Source organism: Caldicellulosiruptor sp. F32 (genome assembly GCF_000404025.1).
Lineage (GTDB): Bacteria > Bacillota > Thermoanaerobacteria > Caldicellulosiruptorales > Caldicellulosiruptoraceae > Caldicellulosiruptor > Caldicellulosiruptor saccharolyticus.
The window spans coordinates 1-806 of sequence record NZ_APGP01000004.1 but is presented as its reverse complement, the minus strand read 5'-3'; the positions used below and the strand labels follow the sequence as shown (position 1 = coordinate 806).

Genomic DNA, 806 nt, shown 5'->3' with positions numbered 1-806 from the left:
CCAGTTTGCAGGTCAAAACTCAAACTACAAAGGACCTATCTATCTTGACAATATAAGAGTAAGACCAGAAGATGCGTCAAACCTCTCAAAAGAGGACTATGGAAGTAGCGAAGAAGAGGAGATTGTGGAGGACTTTTTCACAGGGGTCACTCTTGTGTATCCACAGGAAGGCAAAAACTTTGTGTACAACTTTGAAAAAGATACAATGGGATTTTATAAATACTCAGGGGATGGATTTGCAAAGAAGACAAAATCAATGGAATTCTCACAGGACTTGAAGACATCCACAAATGCAGGCAGCCTCAAGCTCAATGCTAATTTCCAGGGTACAGCGTTTGAAGAAATGAACATTGCTGTAAAGCTCACAGACAAGGAAGAAAAACTTTTTGACCTTGGCAAATACTCTACACTTGAGTATACAATCTATATTCCAAATCCAGACAAAGTTGCCGGAAAAATTATGTCAGCAAGTGCAGTGGATAGTCCATGGAAGATAATCAAAGACTTTACACTTCTTAACTACAAAGATAAGATAACATGGAAAGAGATAAACGGAAAGACTTATGCGGTCATAAAGTGCGTGGATAATCTTTACAATGTAAAAGAAAAAGCAGGTGTATTGGTTTTGAGAATTGCGGGGTCTTATGTAAAGTATACAGGACCCATCTACATTGACAATATAGCATTAATTGCTGGAAAGAAGGTTGCACCAAAGGTGACACAGGTATTACTTCCAAATCCAAAAACATATTATAAAATTAAGATTGAGGCTGAGAGTGCAAGCGACGGCTGGGCATACAGCGTTG

1 pseudogene is annotated in these 806 nt (G+C 38.6%); it reads left to right on the top strand.

Annotated elements, in window-relative coordinates:
• A pseudogene (locus H964_RS00350) lies at positions 1 to 806 on the top strand (glycosyl hydrolase); the annotation flags it as partial.